At 65.0% G+C, this 19,598-nt stretch carries 15 protein-coding genes; 6 read left to right on the top strand and 9 right to left on the bottom strand.

Annotation, left to right across the window (positions count from 1 at the left end; genetic code table 11):
• Window positions 1–39: 39 nt before the first annotated feature.
• A complete protein-coding gene (locus NKI67_RS11820) occupies window positions 40–2,838 on the bottom strand; it encodes a [protein-PII] uridylyltransferase (protein ID WP_352645358.1) in 2,799 nt (932 codons plus the stop codon).
• Window positions 2,839–3,062: 224 nt separating this feature from the next.
• On the opposite strand from NKI67_RS11820, the gene NKI67_RS11825 reads away from it, so the two are divergent.
• The 3 genes from NKI67_RS11825 (at window position 3,063) to NKI67_RS11835 (ending at window position 6,952) form a co-directional block, all read left to right on the top strand.
• On the top strand, window positions 3,063–5,567 hold the full coding sequence (locus NKI67_RS11825; protein ID WP_352645360.1) for a heavy metal translocating P-type ATPase: 2,505 nt from the start codon (window positions 3,063–3,065) through the stop codon (window positions 5,565–5,567).
• Window positions 5,568–5,610: 43 nt separating this feature from the next.
• Window positions 5,611–5,997, top strand: coding sequence for a CopM family metallochaperone (copM, locus tag NKI67_RS11830; protein ID WP_023676379.1), 387 nt, complete (start codon window positions 5,611–5,613; stop codon window positions 5,995–5,997).
• Between the two features lie 109 nt (window positions 5,998–6,106).
• On the top strand, window positions 6,107–6,952 hold the full coding sequence (locus tag NKI67_RS11835) for an aldo/keto reductase (RefSeq protein WP_023676378.1): 846 nt from the start codon (window positions 6,107–6,109) through the stop codon (window positions 6,950–6,952).
• 221 nt (window positions 6,953–7,173) lie between these two features.
• On the opposite strand, the gene mutS is transcribed toward NKI67_RS11835, so the two are convergent.
• Window positions 7,174–9,864 carry a DNA mismatch repair protein MutS gene (gene mutS / locus NKI67_RS11840; protein ID WP_352645396.1) on the bottom strand — a complete coding sequence of 897 codons (2,691 nt, stop codon included), beginning with the start codon at window positions 9,862–9,864 and terminating at the stop codon, window positions 7,174–7,176.
• 203 nt (window positions 9,865–10,067) lie between these two features.
• Here mutS and NKI67_RS11845 point away from each other — a divergent pair, with 203 nt between their 5' ends.
• A complete protein-coding gene (locus NKI67_RS11845) occupies window positions 10,068–12,347 on the top strand; it encodes an NADP-dependent malic enzyme (protein WP_023676376.1) in 2,280 nt (759 codons plus the stop codon).
• A gap of 188 nt (window positions 12,348–12,535) precedes the next feature.
• Here the strand turns inward: NKI67_RS11845 and NKI67_RS11850 are convergent, their stop codons facing one another.
• A complete protein-coding gene (locus NKI67_RS11850) occupies window positions 12,536–13,528 on the bottom strand; it encodes an adenosine kinase (RefSeq protein WP_023676375.1) in 993 nt (330 codons plus the stop codon).
• A gap of 215 nt (window positions 13,529–13,743) precedes the next feature.
• Here NKI67_RS11850 and NKI67_RS11855 point away from each other — a divergent pair, with 215 nt between their 5' ends.
• Window positions 13,744–14,439 (top strand): sulfate transporter family protein, encoded by a 696-nt coding sequence (locus tag NKI67_RS11855; RefSeq protein WP_031211686.1) that lies wholly within the window; start codon window positions 13,744–13,746, stop codon window positions 14,437–14,439.
• On the opposite strand, the gene NKI67_RS11860 is transcribed toward NKI67_RS11855, so the two are convergent.
• The 4 genes from NKI67_RS11860 to NKI67_RS11875 form a co-directional block, all read right to left on the bottom strand.
• Window positions 14,436–15,434 carry a proline racemase family protein gene (locus tag NKI67_RS11860; protein ID WP_023676374.1) on the bottom strand — a complete coding sequence of 333 codons (999 nt, stop codon included), beginning with the start codon at window positions 15,432–15,434 and terminating at the stop codon, window positions 14,436–14,438. The genes NKI67_RS11855 and NKI67_RS11860 overlap by 4 nt on opposite strands.
• Before the next feature lie 14 nt (window positions 15,435–15,448).
• Window positions 15,449–16,252: an isocitrate lyase/PEP mutase family protein gene (locus NKI67_RS11865; protein WP_023676373.1), complete on the bottom strand. Its 804-nt coding sequence runs from the start codon at window positions 16,250–16,252 to the stop codon at window positions 15,449–15,451.
• A gap of 77 nt (window positions 16,253–16,329) precedes the next feature.
• Complete coding sequence (locus tag NKI67_RS11870) at window positions 16,330–17,187, bottom strand: hypothetical protein (RefSeq protein ID WP_023676372.1); 858 nt, start codon at window positions 17,185–17,187, stop codon at window positions 16,330–16,332.
• A 77-nt stretch (window positions 17,188–17,264) separates the two neighbouring features.
• Window positions 17,265–17,615 (bottom strand): SRPBCC family protein, encoded by a 351-nt coding sequence (locus NKI67_RS11875; protein ID WP_198023552.1) that lies wholly within the window; start codon window positions 17,613–17,615, stop codon window positions 17,265–17,267.
• A 142-nt stretch (window positions 17,616–17,757) separates the two neighbouring features.
• Between NKI67_RS11875 and NKI67_RS11880 the strand changes: the two genes are divergently transcribed.
• Entirely contained in the window at window positions 17,758–18,342 is a 585-nt protein-coding gene (locus NKI67_RS11880; protein WP_023676371.1) for a TetR/AcrR family transcriptional regulator, read from the top strand.
• A gap of 33 nt (window positions 18,343–18,375) precedes the next feature.
• Here the strand turns inward: NKI67_RS11880 and NKI67_RS11885 are convergent, their stop codons facing one another.
• Both NKI67_RS11885 and dut read right to left on the bottom strand, forming a co-directional pair.
• Window positions 18,376–19,032, bottom strand: a complete 657-nt coding sequence (locus NKI67_RS11885; protein WP_023676370.1) for an HAD family hydrolase — start codon at window positions 19,030–19,032, stop codon at window positions 18,376–18,378.
• Window positions 19,032–19,517 carry a dUTP diphosphatase gene (gene dut, locus NKI67_RS11890; RefSeq protein WP_023676369.1) on the bottom strand — a complete coding sequence of 162 codons (486 nt, stop codon included), beginning with the start codon at window positions 19,515–19,517 and terminating at the stop codon, window positions 19,032–19,034. The genes NKI67_RS11885 and dut overlap by 1 nt, the downstream gene beginning before the upstream one ends.
• Window positions 19,518–19,598: the final 81 nt, after the last annotated feature.

The raw sequence follows: 19,598 nt of genomic DNA on the forward strand, positions 1-19,598 counted from the left end.
AAGACTGCCTGTGCGATTGGGGCAAATGGAAGGTAACCGTCACTCGGCGGCCGTTTTGGTCTTGCCGCGCTCGGACGCCGTGCCCTCGAGCACCGCGATCAGCCTGTTGCGGATAGTCGCGGTGCGCGACGGGCTGTCGATCTTCTGGCCAGTGAGATCGGTGACGTAGAACGTGTCGATGACTTTTTCGCCGAAGGTGGTGATGTGGGCCGAGGCGATGTCGAGCGACAGGTCCGACAACATGCCGGTGATCTCCGACAGAAGGCCCGGCCTGTCCAGCCCCTCGACCTCGATCACCGAGAACCGGTTCGACAGCGTGTTGCGGATCTCGGCGCGCGGCGGGATGCGGAAAACCTTGGCGCCGCGCCGCGGCTTGGTGCGCTTCTCGATCATTTCGGGCAGCCAGCTCTTGCCCGATAGCACGTCCTCGATCAGCCGGCCGACGCGCTCGGCGCGGCGGCGCTCGTCCTCGTCGAGGTCGAACTCCCTCGAGATCAGGATGGTGTCGAGCGCCCGACCATCCGAGGTGGTGAAGATCTGCGCGTCGACGATGTTGCCGCCGGCCGCGGCACAGGCGCCGGCAATCACCGAGAGCAGGCGCGGATGGTCCTGCGCCAGCACGGTGATCTCGGTTACCGCCTCGAACTGGTGGGTTTTCACCATGGTGGCGAGCTTCTTGCCGGCGTGATCGGCCTCGCGGATGAATTCGGCATGGCGGAGCTGGTCGGGCAGATCGACCGCCAGCAGATAGTTCTCGTAGTGCTGGCCGACATAACGCTTGCGTGCCTTTTCCGGCCAGTCGGCAAGCGCCTCGGCCAGTTGCTCGCGCGCCGCCGCCGTCCGCTTGGCGCGCGACACCTCCGAAAACCCGCCGGTCAACAAAAGCTCGGTCTCGTAATAGAGCGTACGCAGCAACTGGCCCTTCCAGCCGTTCCAGACCCCAGGCCCGACGCCGCGGATATCGCAGACGGTAAGCACAAGCAGCATCTTCAGCCGTTCGACCGACTGCACGATGGCGGCAAAATCCTCGATCGTCTTGCGGTCGTTGAGATCGCGGGTCTGCGCCGTCATCGACATGACGAGGTGGTTCTCGACCAGCCAGGCGACCGTTTCGGTGTCGGCCGGCGAGAGCCCCATATGCGGGCAGATGCGCCGGGCGATCCTGGCGCCGGCTTGCGAATGGTCCTCCGGCCTGCCCTTGGCGATGTCGTGCAGCAGCACGGCGACATAGAGCGCCTCGCGGCTCTTCTTCAGCCCCGGCATCAGCGAGTGGGCGAGTGGATGGATCTTTTCCCCGTCGCCGCGCTCGATCTCGGCCAGCACGCCGATGCAGCGGATCAAATGCTCGTCCACCGTATAGTGGTGATACATCGAGAACTGCATCATGGCGACGATCTTGCCGAAGTCCGGGATCAGCTTGGCAAGCAGTCCGGCCTCGTTCATGCGCCGCAGGTTTAGCTCGGCATTGCGGTCCGAGGTCAAGATATCGAGGAACAGCCGGTTGGCTTCCTCGTCGCGCCGCAGTGCCTTGCCGACGAGGCCGAGCGAACGGGTCAACAGCTTCAGCGCATCGGGGTGAAATTCCAGGCCATGCTTGTCGGCAAACCAGAACAGCCTGAGCAGGTTAACCGGATCGCGCTCGAACACCTCGTCGTCGGCAATGTTGATGCGGTGGTTGTCGACGATGAAATCGGCCGTGCCGGCGAGCTTGCGCTTGCGGCGCGAAAAGGTGAGGAAGATGCGGTTGAAGCCCGGCACATGCTTGGCCTGCTCTTCTTCCAGCGCGGCGCAGAAAATGCGGGTCAGGTCGCCGACATCCTTGGCGACGAGGAAGTAGTGCTTCATGAAGCGTTCGACCGCCGACAGGCCGGGATGGGTGGTGTAGCCCAGCCGCTCGGCAATGTCGCGCTGGATGTCGAAATGCAGCCGCTCCTCGGCCTTGCCGGTGAGGAAATGCATGTGGCAGCGCACCGCCCATAGGAAATCCTCGGCCTTCTGGAATTCCCTGTATTCGGCGTCGGTAAAGACGCCCTTGTCGACCAGTTCCTCGCCGGTGCGCACGCGGTAGAAATATTTGGCGATCCAGAACAGCGTCTGCAGGTCGCGCAGGCCGCCCTTGCCGTCCTTGACGTTGGGTTCGACCAGGTAACGGCTCTCGCCGGCCTTGGCGTGGCGCTCGTCGCGTTCGGCGAGCTTGGCCTGGACATATTCGGGGCCGGTGGTGCGCACCACCTCGTGGTCGAAGCGCTGCAAAAGCTCGTCATAGAGCTTTTGCTCGCCCCACAGGAAGCGCGCCTCCAGGATCGAGGTGCGGATGGTGATGTCGGTGCGCGACAGCCTGAGGCATTCGTCGATGTTGCGGGTGGCGTGGCCGACCTTCAGCCCGAGGTCCCACAGCATGTAGAGCATGTATTCGACGATCTGCTCGCCCCATGGCGTCTGCTTGTAGGGCAGCAGGAACAGCAGGTCGATGTCGGACCCGGGCGCCAGCGTACCACGGCCATAGCCGCCGACGGCCACGACCGCCATGCGCTCGGCCGATGACGGGTTTTTGACGCGATAGACATGGGTGGCGGCGAAGTCGTAGAGCGCGCGGATGATCTCATCCATCAGATGCGACAGCCGGGCGGCACAGGCGGTACCGCTGCCATCGTCCATCAGCATGCGTTCGGCGACCGTGCGGCCGTCGGCGAGCCGGCTTTTGAGAAGCTTGAGAACGCCGCTGCGCGCGGCCTTGCCCGAGCCGTCGCCTGCCGTGGCCGCGGTCAGTTCGATCATCTCGCGGCGCAAGGCTTCGCTGTCGATCAGTTCCTCGAGCTTCAGGGATATTCTTGCCATAGATGCCGTTCGGCCTCGCCGTTTCGGCGGCGTCTATAGCGCGTTTTCGCGGCGCTGGGTATGGGGCGGACGGACGCGTTCTCCGCAGCCGTGGAACGGGACGACTCATGCCCGCGGCCGGTGCAGTTTGGGGCCTGGCCACGAAAAATCGAAATCAGCCCTTGACCTTCCAGTTACTGGAAGCACTACCTCCGCCGCAACATCGAAATACAGGGGCTTTCGGCATGACGCATTCCGATCACCATCATCACGCCCATGGCAGCTGCTGCTCGCCAAAAGGCGTCTCCTCTGCTGCGGACGCCGTCGTCCGCGATCCGGTCTGCGGCATGACCGTCGATCCGGCTGCCGGCAAGCCAACGGCCGAGCATGACGGCCATCGCTATCATTTCTGCAGCGAGAGCTGCCGCGCGAAATTCGTCGCCGAGCCGGAAAAATACCTGACCGCAACCGATCCCGTCTGCGGCATGAGCGTCGATCGCGCCACGGCCAAGCACTTTTTGCGGCACGAGGGCCGGGGCTTCTATTTCTGCTCGGCCGGCTGCAAGGCGAAGTTCGAAGCCGGGCCGGCAAAATATCTCGGCGACAGGCCGGCGCCGCAGCCGATGCCCAAGGGCACGCAATACACCTGCCCGATGCATCCGGAAATCATCCGCGACAAGCCCGGCTCCTGCCCGATCTGCGGCATGGCGCTCGAACCGATGGGCGTGCCGACCGGCGACGAGGGACCTAACCCCGAACTGGTCGACTTCACCAGGCGCTTTTGGGTGAGCGCGGTGCTGTCCGTGCCGTTGCTGCTCATCGCCATGGCGCCGATGCTCGGCCTGACGTTTCAGGCCTTCATCGACGACCGCGCGAAGGTCTGGCTGGAGCTGGCGCTGGCCAGCCCGGTGGTGCTGTGGGCGGCATTCCCGTTCTTCCATCGCGGCTGGAACTCGGTCCTCAACCGCAGCCCCAATATGTGGACGCTGATTTCGCTCGGCGTCGGTGCCGCCTATCTCTACAGCGTCGTCGCCACGCTGTTTCCAGGCCTCTTTCCGCACCAGTTCCGCGGCCATGACGGCACCGTGCCGGTCTATTTCGAGGCGGCGGCGGTGATCGTTGCGCTGGTGTTCCTCGGCCAGGTGCTGGAATTGCGCGCCCGCGAGAAAACCGGCTCGGCGATCCGTGCGCTGCTCGACCTGGCGCCGAAGACGGCGCGGCTGATCGGCGCGGACGGTTCCGAAAACGACGTGCCGCTCGATACGGTCAAGGCCGGCGACCGCCTGCGCATCCGCCCCGGTGACGCCGTGCCGGTCGACGGCATTGTGCTCGAAGGACGCTCTTCCATCGATGAATCGATGATCACAGGCGAGCCGCTGCCGGTCGAGAAGACCGAAGGCGACAACCTCACCGGCGGCACGCTGAACAAGAACGGTTCGCTGATCATGCGCGCCGAAAAGATCGGCGCCGAGACGACGCTGGCGCGCATCGTCGAGCTGGTCGCCAAGGCGCAGCGTTCACGCGCGCCGATCCAGGGGCTGGCCGACCGCGTCTCGTTCTACTTCGTCCCGGCCGTCGTGCTGGTCGCGATCATTGCGTTTGTCGCCTGGGCGATCGTCGGACCGGAACCCAGCCTGGTGTTTGCCATCGTCTCGGCGGTCTCGGTGCTGATCATCGCCTGCCCGTGCGCGCTCGGCCTTGCCACGCCCATGTCGATCATGACCGCCACCGGGCGCGGCGCGCATGCCGGCGTGCTGATCAAGGAAGCGGCGGCGCTCGAGCGCTTTGCCTCGGTCGATACGCTGATCGTCGACAAGACGGGAACGCTGACCGAAGGCCGGCCCAAACTGACCGACGTCATCGCGGTCGAAGGCATGGCACAGGACGAGCTGCTGGCGCTCGCCGCCGGTCTCGAAAAAGGCTCGGAGCATCCGCTGGCCGAGGCGATCGTCGAACGCGCCCGCGAACGCGGCGTGAAGGTCCCCGACGCCGGCGGTTTCGAGGCCGTCACCGGCAAGGGCGTTTCCGGCACGGTCTCGGGGCAGAAGGTAGCGCTCGGCAATGCCGCGATGATGGTCGATCTCGGCATCGAGACGGCTTCGGTCCTGGCCAGCGCCGAGGCGCTGCAGGCCGATGGCAAGACCGTGATGTTCGTCGCTGTCGCAGGCAAGCTCGCCGGTCTCGTCGCCGTTGCCGACCCGATCAAGGCGACCACCGCCGAGGCGATCAAGGCGCTGCATGACAGCGGGCTGAAGATCGTCATGGCGACGGGCGACAATGAGCGCACCGCCAAGGCCATCGCAGCCAAGCTCGGCATCGACGAGGTGCGTGCCGGGCTTTTGCCCGAGCAGAAGGGTGCGCTGGTCGAGGAATTGCGTGCAAACGGCGCCGGCGTCGCCATGGCCGGCGACGGCGTCAACGATGCGCCAGCGCTGGCCGCCGCCGATGTCGGCATCGCCATGGGCACAGGCGCCGATGTTGCGGTCGAAAGTGCGGGAATTACGCTGGTCAAGGGCGATCTCAACGGCATCGTCAGGGCGAGGACGCTGGCCCGCGCGACGATCCGCAACATCCGCCAGAACCTGTTTTTCGCTTTCCTCTACAATGTGCTTGGTGTGCCGGTTGCTGCCGGCGTGCTTTATCCGCTCACCGGCACGCTGCTGTCGCCGATGATTGCGGCGGCGGCGATGAGCCTGTCTTCGGTTTCGGTGATCGCCAACGCATTGCGGCTCAGGACGTTGAAACTCTGAGTAAAACTTCCAGATAGACCCTGTTCAAAAAAGGAGACGACGAATGACGTTGGCCAAGAAGATCGTGCTGCTGATGATGGCGGCGGGAATGCTGCTTGCCGTTTTCCTCGAAAGCGTTCCGGCGCAGGCCGAGGAGATGAAGCACGACATGGGCGCAATGGGTGCGCAGAGTCCCTCGACCGAGGGCTACAAGGCGGCGATGGACAAGATGCATACCGACATGATGGCAATCGAATATTCCGGCAATGCCGATGTCGATTTCGCCCGCGGCATGATCCCGCATCACCAGGCTGCCATCGACATGGCCAAGGTCGAGCTCGCCAATGGCAAGGACCCGGAAATCCGCAAGCTGGCGGAAGCAGTGATCGCCGCGCAGCAAGCCGAGATCAAGCAGATGCAGGACTGGCTCGCCGCCCATCCGGTGAAGTAGGCGTCACGCTGCCGGGGAATCCGGGCGAGAGGCCTCACCTGGATTTCTGCTTCACCTGGATTTGCCTTGGCGACTATGGTGCTATCCGGGCCTCGGACTGGAGCATGCCATGCCATCGACGATAAGAACGACCACCCTGCCCTGCGGCGAAGCCGTGCCGGTGCTCGGCCAGGGCACCTGGAAGATGGGCGAAGACGGCCGCCGCCGTGGCGACGAGGCCAATGCCCTGAAGCTCGGGCTGGATCTCGGCATGACGCTGATCGACACCGCCGAAATGTATGCCAGCGGCGGCGCCGAGGAGGTGGTGGCGGAGGCCATCGCCGGTCGCCGCGACGAGGTTTTCCTGGTCTCCAAAGTACTGCCGTCCAATGCCTCGCGCGCCGGCGTGAAACGGGCATGCGAGAACAGCCTGAGGCATCTCGCCACCGACCGCATCGATCTCTATCTCTTGCATTGGCCGGGCAGCGTTCCTTTGATGGAAACGGTAGAGGCGTTCGAAGCGTTGAAGGCGGCCGGCAAGATCCGCCACTGGGGCGTCAGCAATTTCGATACCGGCGAGATGGAGGAGCTGGTCCGGTTGCCGGCCGGCGGCAACGTCCGAACCAACCAGGTGCTCTACAATCTGTCGCAGCGCGGCGTCGAGTTCGACCTCGCCCCGTGGAGCCGGCAACGCGGCATGCCGCTGATGGCCTATTCGCCGGTCGATCAGGGGGTATTGGCGCGCAACGCCAGGTTAGATGCCATCGCCGCCCGCCACGGTGCGACGCCGGCGCAGATCGCGCTTGCCTGGGTGATGGCGCAGGACGGGGTGATTGCCATTCCGAAGGCCAGTCGCCCGGACCATGTCCGGCAGAATGTCGCGGCGTTGGAGATCGCGCTCACGAGCGAAGATTTCGCCGAAATTGATCGCGCTTTTCCGCCGCCGAGGCGGAAGTCGGGCCTGGCGATGATTTGAGGGGTGGGGCGGAAGGCAAGCCAAAGCAGCGTTCCGTCACACCCCCCTCTGTACTGCCGGACATCTCCCCCTCAAAGGGGGAGATTGGATTTCGCATCGGCTTTCGCCAACTTCGAACGTCGAAGGAAAAGCGCTGTCAGCGAAACTGCCAATCTCCCCCCTTGAGGGGGAGATGTCCGGCAGGACAGAGGGGGGTGCCGTAGAGCGCTATCGGACGAGCACTACTTCCCCACCATCCCCTTCAGCCGGTACAGCGCCTCCAGCGCCTCCCTTGGCGTCATCTCGTCGGGATTGATCTCCGCTAGCGCCAAACCCAGCCCATCACTCTTCGCCGGCTTCGACGCTTCCCGCTGCGCCGCCACGGAAAACAGCGGCAGGTCGTCGACCAGACGGTTGGCCTTGCCCGAGACCTCGCCGGCCTCGAGTTGGTGCAGCACTTCCTTGGCCCGGCCGACCACCGCTTCCGGCAGGCCGGCCAGCCGCGCTACCTGGACGCCGTAGGAACGGTCGGCCGCACCCTTGCCGACCTCGTGCAGGAAGACCACGTCGCCCTCCCATTCCTTGACCCGCATGGTGACGTTGGAGAGCCGCGGCAGTTTTCCGGCCAGCGCCGTCATTTCGTGGAAATGCGTGGCGAAGATCGCCCGGCAGCGGTTTTTCTCGTGCAAATATTCGACCGCCGCCCAGGCGATCGACAGGCCGTCGAAGGTGGCGGTGCCGCGGCCGATCTCGTCGAGGATGACCAGTGCGCGTTCGCCTGCCTGGTTGAGGATCGCCGCCGTCTCGACCATCTCGACCATGAAGGTGGAGCGGCCGCGCGCCAGATCGTCGGAGGCGCCGACCCGCGAAAACAGCCGGTCGACGACGCCGATATGGGCTGATGCCGCCGGCACGAAGGAGCCGGTCTGGGCGAGGATGGCGATCAGCGCGTTTTGCCTGAGGAAGGTCGATTTGCCGCCCATATTGGGGCCGGTCAGCAGCCAGATCGCGCCGGCCTTGGCATCGCCTTGCGGCGACAGATCGCAATCATTGGCGACGAACGGGCCTTCGCCGGAACGCCGCAGCGCCTGTTCGACCACCGGATGACGTCCACCCGAAATCTCGAAGGCAAGGCTCGCATCGACCAGCGGCCGGCACCAGGCCTCGCTCTCGGAAAGCAAGGCAAGTGCGGCCGAAACGTCGAGCGCGGCGAGCGCTTCGGCGCCGGCACGGATCGTGTCGGCCTGGCCGACCACTTCCGCCGTCAGCGCCTCGAAAGCGGCAAGCTCGATCGCCAGAGCCCGGTCGGCGGCGTTGGCGATCTTGGTTTCCAGTTCGGCGAGTTCCGTGGTGGTGAAGCGCATGGCGTTGGCCATGGTCTGGCGATGGATGAAGCGCGCCTTGGCGCCGTCGCTGCCGGTCATCAGCGCATGGTGGTTAGCGGTGACTTCGATATAATAGCCCAGCACATTGTTGTGCCTGATCTTCAGCGAGCGGATGCCGGTCTCGTCGATCAGCGAACGCTCCAGCCCGGCGATCACCTTTCGCGACTCGTCGCGCAGTGCCCGCATCTCGTCGAGTTCGGCGTGGTAGCCGCCGCGGACGAAGCCGCCGTCGCGCTTGAGCAACGGCAGCTCGTCGCTGAGCGCCTGTGCCAGATGGGTCGCCAGTTCATTAGGCAGTGCCTTGATAGCTCCCAACGCCGTGGTCAGTTCGCCCGGCAAGGCGGTTTGGCCGAACAGTTCGGCGATGGCGCCGGCCGCTTCGAAACCGGCGCGCAGCGCGCCGAGGTCGCGCGGGCCGCCGCGGTTGAGCGCCAGCCTGGACAGCGCCCGCGGCATGTCGGCGACGCTCTTCAGGCTTGCCCGCACCGCCTGGCAAAGGCGCGTCTCGGAGCGGAAGAACGACACCGAGTCCAGCCTTGCAGCGATTGCCGCCGGGTCGGTCAGCGGCGCCATCAAGCGGTCGGCGAGCAGCCTTGCGCCGCCACCGGTCACCGTGCGGTCGATCGCCTTGAACAGCGACCCGTCGCGGCTCCCGGACAGCGTGCGCAGCAGCTCCAGATTGGCGCGCGTCGCCGGGTCGATGAACAGCGTCGAACCCTGCTCCTCGCGTTCCGGCCGCGACAGCGGTGGCCGTTCGGCCTTCTGCGTCTTCTCGACATAGGCGATGACGCCTGAGATCGCCGACAGTTCGGCGCGCGAAAACGCGCCGAAACTATCCGGCGTTGCCACGTCGAAGAAGCGGGCGATGCGGCCGGCGGCCGAAGCCGAATCGAACAGCGACGGCGGCTGCGGGCTGGCGACGCGGCCGAGCACGTCGAAGACCGGTTTCAGCTCCCGGTCGTAAAACACCGGTTCGGCGACGATCAGCTCGCGCGGATCGACGCGGAAGACATCGGCGAGCAGCCGGTCGGCGGTTGTCTCGGCGACGCGGAAGACACCGGTCGAGATCTCGATCCAGGCTAGGGCGAAACTTCCTTGGTTCCCTGTCGCGCTGCCGCGCTCCCCGCCTCTTGTATCGCTGCTGCCGCCCTTGACCCGTCCCAGCGCCATCAGAAAACTCGATTCCGACGGCGCCAGCAATTTGTCTTCGGTGATGGTGCCGGGCGTTACAAGCCGCACCACGTCGCGGCGCACCACCGATTTGCCGCCGCGCTTCCTGGCCTCCGCCGGATCCTCGATCTGCTCGCAGACAGCGACGCGGAACCCCTGGCCGATCAGCTTCTGCAGATAATCGTCGGCGGCATGCACCGGTACGCCGCACATCGGGATGTCGAGCCCCTGGTGCTTGCCGCGCTTGGTCAGCACGATGCCGAGTGCCCGGCTCGCCTTCTCGGCATCGTCGAAGAACAGCTCGTAGAAATCGCCCATGCGGTAGAACAGCAGCGAATCCGGGTTCGCCGCCTTGATCTCGATATACTGCTCCATCATCGGCGTCGCCGGCGCGAAGGCTGGCGTGGCGTTGTCGCTTCGAATGGGCGTCTCGTCGTTCAAGAAGCTGCTTCCAAAATTTTCCAAGCCATGCTTGGCGGTTTACAGCGGCGAAGTGTAGCCTTAATCCCGAACCTTCCACAAAAGAAAGCATGCGCACCCATCTCAAGCGGTGCCGTACGGGCGAGGAAACCAAAAGTACCATGGCCAAGAAAACCGAAAGCAACGGGCCCTCCGTCAGCGCCCAGGAGGCATTGGAATTCCACGCCATGGGCCGTCCGGGCAAGCTGGAGATCGTCGCCACAAAACCGATGGCGACGCAGCGCGATCTCAGCCTCGCCTATTCGCCGGGCGTCGCCGTGCCGGTTCTCGCCATCGCCGAGGACCCGAGCCGCGCCTTCGACTACACGGTTCGCGGCAACATGGTCGCCGTCATCTCCAACGGCACCGCTATCCTCGGCCTCGGCAATCTCGGCGCGCTGGCCTCCAAGCCGGTGATGGAAGGCAAGGCGGTGCTGTTCAAGCGCTTCGCCGATGTCGATTCCATCGACCTCGAGGTCGATACCGAGGATGCCGACGAATTCATCAACTGCGTGCGCTTTCTCGGCCCCTCCTTCGGCGGCATCAACCTCGAGGACATCAAGGCGCCGGAGTGCTTCATCATCGAGCAGCGGCTGCGCGAGCTGATGGACATCCCGGTCTTCCATGACGACCAGCACGGCACCGCCATCATCTCGGCCGCCGGCCTGATCAACGCGCTGGAAATCACCGGCCGCGACATGAAGACCACGAAAATGGTCTGCAACGGCGCCGGTGCTGCCGGCATCGCCTGCATCGAATTGATGAAGGCGATGGGCTTTGCGCCTGAGAATATCATCCTTTGCGACACCAAGGGCGTCGTCTTCCAGGGTCGCACCGAAGGCATGAACCAGTGGAAATCGGCGCACGCCGTGAAAACCGGCGCGCGCTCGCTGGCCGAGGCGCTGGACGGCGCCGACGTGTTCCTCGGCCTCTCGGCCAAAGGCACGCTGACCACCAAAATGGTGCAGTCGATGGCCAAGAACCCGATCATCTTCGCCATGGCCAATCCCGACCCCGAGATCACGCCGGAGGAAGTCGCCGAGATCCGCACCGACGCCATCATGGCGACGGGACGGTCCGACTATCCCAACCAGGTCAACAACGTGCTTGGCTTCCCCTACATCTTCCGCGGCGCGCTGGATGTGCGGGCGACCACCATCAACGACGACATGAAGATCGCCGCGGCCAAAGCGCTCGCCGAACTGGCGCGCCAGGACGTGCCCGACGACGTCGCCGCCGCCTATCAGGGCATGCGGCCGAAATTCGGCCCCAACTACATCATCCCGGTGCCGTTCGACCCGCGCCTGATCTCGGCCATTCCGATTGCGGTGGCCAAAGCGGCGATGGACTCCGGCGTCGCGCGCAAGCCGATCCTCGATCTCGACCGCTACGCGCAGGAGCTTTCCGCCCGCCGCGACCCGATCGCCTCGACGCTGCAGCGCATCTACGACCGGGTGCGCCGCCAGCCCAAGCGCATCGTCTTTGCCGAGGGCGAGGAGGAGCAGGTGATGCGCGCCGCCGTCTCCTATGTGAACCAGCGGCTCGGCACCGCCATCCTGCTCGGCCGCGACGACATCATCAAGGAAAACGCCAGGAATGCCGGCATCGATCTCGGCAAGCAAGGCATCGAGATCATCAATGCGCGGCTGTCGCGGCGCAACTCGGTCTACACCGATTATCTCTACGAGCGCATGCAGCGCAAAGGCTTTCTGTTCCGCGACTGCCAGCGGCTGATCAACAACGACCGCAACCATTTCGCCGCCTGCATGGTGGCGCTGGGCGATGCCGACGGCATCGTCACCGGCGTTACCCGTAACTATTCGACGGCGCTCGACGATATCCGCCGCGTCATCGACGCAAGGCCCGGCCATTGCGTCATCGGCGTGTCGATCGTGCTGGCGCGCGGTCGCACCGTCCTCGTTGCCGACACCGCGGTGCACGACATGCCGGATGCCGTCGAGATCGCCGACATCGCCGAGGAGGCCGCCGGCTTCGCCCGCCGCATGGGCTACGAGCCGAGGCTCGCCATGCTCGCCTATTCAACCTTCGGCCATCCGCAGGGCGAGCGCTCCGAGCGCGTCCAGGAAGCGGTGCGCATCCTCGACAAGCGCCGCGTCGATTTCGAGTATGACGGCGAGATGGCCGCCGACGTGGCGCTCAACGCCCGCGCCATGGCGCAGTACCCGTTCATCAGGCTGACCGGCCCGGCCAATGTGCTGGTCATGCCGGCCTTCCACTCGGCCTCGATCTCGACCAAGATGCTGCAGGAGCTCGGCGGCTCGACCGTCATCGGCCCGCTGCTGGTCGGCCTCAACAAGCCGGTTCAGATCGTCTCGCTGAATGCGAAGGACTCGGACATCGTCAATATGGCGGCGATTGCGGCTTATAGCGCTGGGGCTTGAGGAGCGGGGGCAGCAGCAGCGCCTCTCCCCTTCTCCCCCTGTGGGAGAAGGTGGCCGAGCGAAGCTCGGTCGGATGAGGGGTGTTCCAGCTTGGCACCGGCAGCACTCCGTCCAGCACCCCTCAACCGTCTCGGCGCTGCGCGCCGATCCACCTTCTCCCACAGGGGGAGAAGGAAAGAGGCGCCGCTCTACAGCAGCCCGGCCTGCTCGGCCTCTCTGCGCAAATTCTGGCGTGGCCTTGGGCCGATTTGCTGGATGACCAGCCCGGCTGCCAGCGAGCCGAGATCGCCGCACTGCTTCAGGCTGCGGCCTTGCGTGTAGCCGTAGAGGAAGCCGGCGGCGTAGAGGTCGCCGGCGCCAGTGGTGTCGACCAGCTCGCGGATCCTGGTCGCCTCGATGATGACGGTCTCGTCGCCGCGCACGATGACCGAGCCCTTTTCCGAGCGGGTGACGGCGGCGATCTTGCAATCCTTGCGGATCTGGGCCAGCGCCTCGTCGAAGGACGCGGTCTGGTAGAGCGATTTGATCTCGTGGCTGTTGGCAAAGACGATGTCGACGGTGCCGAAGCGCATCAGGTCGAGGAACTCGTCGCGGTAGCGGTCGACGCAGAACGAGTCCGACAATGTCATCGACACTTCGCGCCCGGCGGCATGGGCGAGCTTCGCCGTCTGCCGGATCGCCTCCTTGGCGCGCGGCGGGTCCCACAGATAGCCCTCGAAATAGGTGACCGCCGCGCCCGAGGCCTTGTCGGCCTCGACGTCCTCCGGGCCGAGCTCGACGCAGGCGCCGAGATAGGTGTTCATCGAGCGCTCGCCGTCCGGTGTGACGAAGATCATCGAGCGCGCCGTCGGTGGTTCGCCGTTGAGCGGCTTTGTGTCGAAGGCGACGCCCTGGGCATGGATGTCATGCGCATAGATTTCGCCGAGTGCGTCGTTGGAGACCTTGCCGAAGAAGGCGGCGCGGCCGCCGAAGGAGGCGACGCCCGCCGCCGTGTTGCCGGCACTGCCGCCGGAGGCTTCGATGGCCGGGCCCATGCGGCTGTAGAGCAGTTCGGCGCGCCTCGTGTCGATCAAATTCATCGCGCCCTTGATGATGCCGTTGGTCTCCAGGAACGCCTCGTCGCACTGGGCGATGATGTCGACGATGGCATTTCCGATACAAAGCACGTCATAGTCCGGCATCAATTCATGTCTCCGCCAAAAACCCACCGGCTTTCTGCCACGCCGGGCGCGGGCGGGTCTAGCGGTTTGATGCGGCTTTGCCTAGGCCGCGAGTTATAAATCCGGGCAGAACGCAGATGCTTCGTATCGCGCGGTTTGCGCTTGTCTCGCGACCTGTCTCCGCCTATCCCGAAATATCGCCGATGGGCCTCGTTTGACATGGAATTGGAAACGCCGTGATCCTCGACGCCGCCCGTGCCGCCTTGAGCCGGCTGTTCTCGCCCGAATTCCGTTCCGTGTTCCTGAAGACGTTTGCGCTGACCTTGCTGGCGCTGGCGGCGCTTTGGTTCGGGATCAAGAGCCTGTTCGAATGGCTGGCCTGGCCGTGGATCGATGCATGGCTGCCCGCCCTACCCTCCTGGGTCGGATGGCTGGGCGCCGTCGTCGCCGGCATCGGCCTTGCGCTGGGCTTGGCGCTGCTCATCGCGCCGGTGACGGCGATCATCGCCGGCCTGTTCCTCGACGACGTCGCCGAAGTGGTCGAGCGCACGGATTATCCAAACGACCCGCCCGGCCGCGCCGTGCCGGCGTTGCGCTCCCTGGTGCTGGCGATCCGGTTTTTCGGCGTCGTCATCCTCGGCAACATCGTCGCCCTGCTGCTGCTCTTGGTGCCGGGCATCAACATTGCCGCTTTCTTCGTCGTCAACGGCTATCTGCTCGGGCGCGAGTTCTTCGAGTTCGCCGCCATGCGCTTTCGCCCGGAGGCCGAGGCCAAGGCGCTGCGCAGAAAGCACTCCATCACCGTGTTCCTGGCCGGGCTGGTGGTCGCCGCTTTCCTCGCCGTGCCGCTGCTCAACCTTCTGACGCCGCTGTTCGCCGCCGCCATGATGGTGCATCTGCACAAGGCGATCTCGGCACGGGAAGGGAGCTAGCGCAGCAGAAAGCCGCGCCCCAGTTCATCATCGTCCTCGACGATGAATTCGGCCCGCCCTGAGTAATAGGCGCGGCCGCCGACGCGGGCGATGATGGCGTCATGCGGCCCGGCTGTGGCCGTGCGTACGACGGCGCCGGAAAAGCGCGAGCCGGCGATGCTCTCGAACAGCCGCGTTCGGCCAATCTCGATCTGGCCCTTGGCGTGCATGGCCGCCAGCCGCGCGGTGACGCCGGAGCCGGTCGGCGAACGGTCGACCTCGGCCTCGGCGAAAACGCAGATGTTTTTGGTCGGCGTATCGGAGAACGCATCCTGTCCGTCGGTCAGGATGGTGCCGTAGAGAAAGGCGAGATCGGCATGGTCGGGATGCGACAGCGGCAATTCGGCCTTCAGCTTATCAGTCAGCGCGGTCGCTGCATCGACGAAATCGCGGACGCGGTTCCTGCCGAATTCCAGCCCGAACTGGCGGCAGTCGGCCAGTGCATAGAAGGCCCCGCCATAGGCGATGTCGAAGCCGACCGGACCATAGCCCGGCAGCTCGATCCGCTGGTCGCCGGCGAACAGAAACGCCGGCACGCTTTCGAAGGACACCGCGCCGGCCTTGCCATCCTTTACCTCGACCGCAGCCGAAATCAGCCCGCATGGCGCCTCGATACTGACGGTCGTCATCGGCTCGCGTGGCGCCACCAGCCGCTCGTCGACGGAGTAGCGGCCGAGCGCGACGATGGCGTGGCCGCACATCGTCGAATAGCCCTCATTGTGCATGAACAGCACCGCGAGGTCGGCGCCCGGCAGGTCGGGCTCCACCAGCAGCGCGCCATACATGTCGTAATGTCCGCGCGGCTCGAACATCAGGATCTTTCTGAGATGATCGAGATGGTCGCGCACATAGGCACGCTTTTCGAGGATCGTGCCCTTGGGAATGTCGGGGTAGCCGCCGGTGACGATCCGCAGCGGCTCGCCGCCGGTGTGCATGTCGACGACGGTGAGCGTCATTCGCCGGGCCCCGTCTAGGCGGAAGATTTGGCAAACAGCGCCTGCAGCTTGCCGAACGGCATGGCGGCGCGGGTGAAGCCGAAGGTGCCATCCTGCTGGATCTCGCGCGCCGCGGTCTCCAGCATGCCGAAGGCGAAATTGGTCAGCCATGGGCCGAGCGAGATGCGCTTCACCCCCGCCATGGCAAGATCGGCGATGGTGAAGCCGGGCCTGGCCATGACGTTCACGGGCTTGGTCAGCGCCGAGCAGACGGTTCGCACCATCTCGATGTCGCCCAGGCCCGGTGCATAGAGCACGTCGGCACCGGCTTTCTCGAAGGCCTGCAGCCGCTTGATCGTGTCGTCGAGGTCGGGCTTGCCCCACAGGAAATTCTCGGCCCGCGCGGTGAAGACGAAATCGCGTTTCAGTGCCCGTGCCGCTTCCGCCGCCGCCGCGACGCGATCGACGGCATGCGAAAAATCATAGATCGGCTTGGCGGGCTCGCCGGTATGGTCCTCGATCGAGCAGCCGGCGAGGCCAGCCGCCTCGGCGGCGAAGATGGTCTCGCCGGCACTTGTCGCGCTGTCGCCCTTGCCCTTTTCGAGATCGGCCGAAACCGGCAGCCCGGTCGCCGCTGACACTTCACGGCAATGATGGATCATCGCCTCGAACGTCACCGCGCCGTCGGGCAGGCCGCGCGAAAAGGCAAAGCCGGCGCTGGTCGTGGCCAGCGCCTTGAAGCCGAATGAGGCCAAGAGCTTGGTCGTGCCGACGTCCCATGAATTGGCCATGACGAAGATCGATGTATGCAGGTCGCGAAAAATCTTGCCCTTATCCATGGATGCTCCCCTCCGGTGCGGACTATGAAGGAAATTCTAGCCCGGCGGAACGCGCCGGGCAAACAAATGCGGTTGGCTCAGAAGCGTTTGGCGTTCTCTCCTGCCAATCGGTCCAGCGCATCGGAATCCTTGACGTAACGCGAAGCGTTTTTGTCCCAATGATAGGTGACGGAAATGTCGCGCGAAGACGCCTCTGGCGGCGGCTGGCCGTCGCAGCTTTCATCGCCCGGCACTGTCGCGTCGGTCACCGTAACCTTGATGGCTGCATAGGGCTGGCCGTCGGCAATCGCCTGGAAGGCCGCATTCTGCGTCCTTCGGTTGGTGCAGAGGTTTTCGTCGAACGCATAGATCATGTCGATCAGCTCGAACCTGTCGTTGCGGACCATGACCAGCGGCGCGATCACATAGCCCTGGCTCGAATTGAAATGCGTGCTCGTGGTGATGATGACGTCATCGCCGGGCCCGATCGACAGCTTGCCCGGATCGCGAAAGTAGGTGCTGCGGTCGACGGCAACGTTGACCGCGTCGAGCAAGGCCGGCTTGCCGGTGATGTCGTAGAGTGCCAGCACGGCATAACCCTCGGCGCTGTCAGGCGAGTCGCCGAGGTCGAGCAGCATCGCCAGCCGGTCCTTGCCGCCGGCCTTGATGTCGAGCACGTCGCCGCTGGAAAGACCCGAGGTCGCCGGCGGCGAGCCGTCGTAGTCCGGTCCAGCGATGTGGCGCATCTCGATCGGAATCGAACCCCGGAAAAAGCCATCCTTGTCCGCGGCCAGATCGGGAATGACCATCCTGGCGAGATCGAGATAGGTGACATCGCCGTGGCCGGGGACGGCGCTGCCGAGCTCCGGGAAGCTGACGGCCTCCGCGCCGGCCGTCGTCCAAAGACAGGGCAGCAGCAGGCAAGCAACGATGAAACGAAGCAGGGAGAAGGTCATGCGCGCGCGCTCGTTATGTCGGGCGCGCGCAAGCTATAGCATTTTGCGGCCAAGAGGAAACACCTGGCGTTGCCTCACTATGTTGGTTTGGCTTGGCTCGCCAGGGTCTGCTGGAAAACCGCCACCAGCTGATCCATGGCGGCTGCGAGCCACGTGCCGAGTTCGTCGGGCAGAGTATCGTGAATCCAGACCAGGCGGCTCCGGCCCTCGCCCTCGGCAAAGACCTGCATGGAGGTGTTATCGTGAGTGACCTCGTCGCCGAGCCATCCCCACACGATCCGCCGGCCCTGCTCGTCGCGGGCGATGAGCCGCTCTCGCACGATCTTGCCGTCGGCGAAAGTAAGGACCCGTACGTCGCCCTCATCCACCCGGCAGTCGACGAAAACGCCTGGGGCTATCCGTTGGGCGCCGCCGGCGAAGTCGCCCACCGTCGCCTATACGCTTTCCGGTGAAGCATCTACGATGATTTCCCTGACTATCGAAGCCATGTTTCGCCTTCCCTTCGTTAACAGGTAGACCTGTCTGTCTACATGTGGATGTATACAGACCTGTCTGCTATACGGTCAAGGCATGTCCGCAGCCCGAATCAACGATCGTCCCGAAAGTCTTGCGCGCCGCCGCATCCTCGATACGGCGACCGCGCTGTTTTCTCTGGAGGGGGTGCGCACAGTCGGCATCGACCGCATCATCGCCGAGGCCGGCGTTGCCAAGGCGACGTTCTATCATCACTTCGCGGCCAAGGACGATCTCGTCCGCGCCTACATCGAGGAGCTCAGCAAGGAAAGACGGGCGGCAATAGCGAGCCTTGGCCGGCGGCCACCTCGCCAGATGATCCTTGCCATATTCGATCTCATTGCCGACGCGGCGGATCAGCCGGGCTACCGCGGCTGCCCGTTCCAGAACGCCGCTGCCGAATACCCCGACGCGAGGAGCCCGGTTCGCCAGGCAATCGATAAGCATCGTCACTGGAAGTGGGGCATCCTCAGGGATCTGCTGATCGCTGACGCAAATCCCGATCCGGACCGCACCGCAGACGCGCTAACAGTGGCGGCCGACGGCCTGCTTGTCGTCAGTCATCTCGACAGGCCGGCCAATCTGCGCAGTCTGATACGCGACACGGTCGACCGACTACTTGGGGCGCCGCGCCCGGTCTGAGATCGGGCGCGCATGCAGCTTGCGCAAAGGCGATCAGTGGATTGGCACCAGCCCGGCCAGTTTACGCATGTCGTCGAACAGGATGCCGCCGGCTTCGATCAGCCCGTCGCGGTCGGAAAGCGGGTCGCCGTGGTAGGAATAGACGCGCATGCCAGCGGCGATGCCGGCTGCCGTGCCGGCGACGCTGTCCTCAATGACGATGCAGTCGGCGGGCGCGAAGCCCATCGTCGCTGCCGCATGCAGGAAGAGGTCGGGGAACGGCTTGCCGTGCGCGACCATGGTCGAGCTGAACAGCGCATGCTCGAACAGCGGCAGCAGTCCGGTCTGGCCGAGCGTGATGTGCATTTTGGACACCCGTGCCGACGAGGCGACACAGGTGGCGATGCCGGCGGCGTGCACGGTTTCGATGAACTCGCGAACGTAGGGGATGGCCTCGACGCCATGCGCGAACAGGTCCGGCAGGCCGGCGTTCCAACGCTCGACGAAATCGGCGCCGAGGCTGACGCCGGTCGCCTCGACTTCCTTCTGCACCGAGACCATGCTGCGGCCGGAGAAATTCTTGCGGCAATATTCGAAGCTGGCCGGAAAGCCGGCCGCGGTCAGCCACTCGGCGAGGCGCCGATTGGCCAAGTTCTCGGTGTCGACCAGAACCCCGTCGCAATCGAAGATGACGAGCTTGGGTATTTTCATCAGGCCGTGCCGGTCGATCCGAAGCCGCCCGAGCCGCGCGTTGTGCCGCCAGCCAATGTGCGCTCCTCGACGGTCGCCTGCGTCACCGGGGCGAAGACGATCTGGGCGATCCGCATGCCGCGCGTCACCGCGAAATCCTCGTCGCCGAGATTGATCAGCAGCACCTTGACCTCGCCGCGATAGTCGCTGTCGATGGTGCCCGGCGTGTTGAGGCAGGTGAGCCCGTGCTTGAAGGCGAGGCCGGAACGCGGCCGGACCTGGCCCTCGACGCCCTCCGGAATTTCCAGGATCAGCCCGGTCGGCACCAGCGCGCGCTTTCCCGGCAGAATCAAGAGCGGCCTGTCGTCCGGGACGGCGGCGCGCAGGTCCATGCCGGCGGCGCCCGAGCTCTCATAGGCAGGAAGCGGCAATCCCTCGCCATGCGGCAGCCTGACGAAGCCGACAGCCGGACCGATGACGGAGGTGGGATAAAGTGCTGCGCGCATGAGGCTGATCCTATCGTCGCGAACGCCGGTTCAGTCAACTCGGCGGCAATGCTATCAACGGCTTTCTTTCAGCACAGTTCC

The sequence above is a fragment of the Mesorhizobium sp. M0408 genome, from assembly GCF_040321495.1.
In the GTDB taxonomy this organism is placed as follows: Bacteria; Pseudomonadota; Alphaproteobacteria; order Rhizobiales; family Rhizobiaceae; genus Mesorhizobium.

Excerpts from the sequence above, each read along its gene's own strand:
- NKI67_RS11845 (WP_023676376.1), top strand. The coding sequence starts at position 10,068 with ATGGCCAAGAAAACCGAAAGCAACGGGCCCTCCGTCAGCGCCCAGGAG.
- dut (WP_023676369.1), bottom strand. The coding sequence starts at position 19,517 with ATGCGCGCAGCACTTTATCCCACCTCCGTCATCGGTCCGGCTGTCGGC.
- copM (WP_023676379.1), top strand. The coding sequence starts at position 5,611 with ATGACGTTGGCCAAGAAGATCGTGCTGCTGATGATGGCGGCGGGAATG.
- NKI67_RS11860 (WP_023676374.1), bottom strand. The coding sequence starts at position 15,434 with ATGACGCTCACCGTCGTCGACATGCACACCGGCGGCGAGCCGCTGCGG.
- mutS (WP_352645396.1), bottom strand. The coding sequence starts at position 9,864 with ATGATGGAGCAGTATATCGAGATCAAGGCGGCGAACCCGGATTCGCTG.
- NKI67_RS11820 (WP_352645358.1), bottom strand. The coding sequence starts at position 2,838 with ATGGCAAGAATATCCCTGAAGCTCGAGGAACTGATCGACAGCGAAGCC.
- NKI67_RS11880 (WP_023676371.1), top strand. The coding sequence starts at position 17,758 with ATGTCCGCAGCCCGAATCAACGATCGTCCCGAAAGTCTTGCGCGCCGC.
- NKI67_RS11865 (WP_023676373.1), bottom strand. The coding sequence starts at position 16,252 with ATGGATAAGGGCAAGATTTTTCGCGACCTGCATACATCGATCTTCGTC.
- NKI67_RS11835 (WP_023676378.1), top strand. The coding sequence starts at position 6,107 with ATGCCATCGACGATAAGAACGACCACCCTGCCCTGCGGCGAAGCCGTG.
- NKI67_RS11850 (WP_023676375.1), bottom strand. The coding sequence starts at position 13,528 with ATGCCGGACTATGACGTGCTTTGTATCGGAAATGCCATCGTCGACATC.
- NKI67_RS11825 (WP_352645360.1), top strand. The coding sequence starts at position 3,063 with ATGACGCATTCCGATCACCATCATCACGCCCATGGCAGCTGCTGCTCG.
- NKI67_RS11885 (WP_023676370.1), bottom strand. The coding sequence starts at position 19,032 with ATGAAAATACCCAAGCTCGTCATCTTCGATTGCGACGGGGTTCTGGTC.
- NKI67_RS11870 (WP_023676372.1), bottom strand. The coding sequence starts at position 17,187 with ATGACCTTCTCCCTGCTTCGTTTCATCGTTGCTTGCCTGCTGCTGCCC.